Below are 498 nucleotides of genomic sequence, written 5' to 3' on the forward strand. Positions count from 1 at the left end.
GAAAACATTGTTAAAAAGGTTTGCAAAGAGTTAAACATTACTCAACGACAGCTAAGCGAAATGTTAGAAATCCCAGAAAGTACTATAGCACGTTGGAAAAGCGGAGATTTGCCACGACTTACAGAACTTTTTTTAAAAACAATGCTTGAAAATATAGAATTAAAGCGAAAGCTAGAAACAATCAAAAAAGCTCATAAAATAATATCAGAATTATAAGGATATGGAAATTTTCCACACCCTTTATTTTCATTTTTGGCAAATATTTTAGAATAATTTATCAAAAATGAATGAAATATATTGACAAACTTTCATAAATAATATATAATTTTCTTAAATATTTTCAAAAATGAAAGGTTTAAGATGAATTTATTACAATGTGAAATTTGTCAAATCACTAGAAGTTTTTTAAATACAGAAGTTGCATATAACTACGCAGTAGATAACACTACAATAATGTCTCACAAAAATTTACACGCCGATGAACTCATAGAAAATATA

The 498-nt window shown here is 26.5% G+C and carries 1 protein-coding gene; it reads left to right on the forward strand.

Features of this window, described 5'->3' with window-relative positions; translation table 11 throughout:
* The coding region (locus CCO88_RS09880) for a helix-turn-helix domain-containing protein (RefSeq protein WP_002840937.1) at nt 1–216 on the forward strand (216 nt) is incomplete at its 5' end.
* Nucleotides 217–498: the final 282 nt, after the last annotated feature.

Origin of the sequence: Campylobacter coli LMG 9860 (assembly GCF_000254135.1) — a bacterium.
Lineage (GTDB): Bacteria > Campylobacterota > Campylobacteria > Campylobacterales > Campylobacteraceae > Campylobacter_D > Campylobacter_D coli.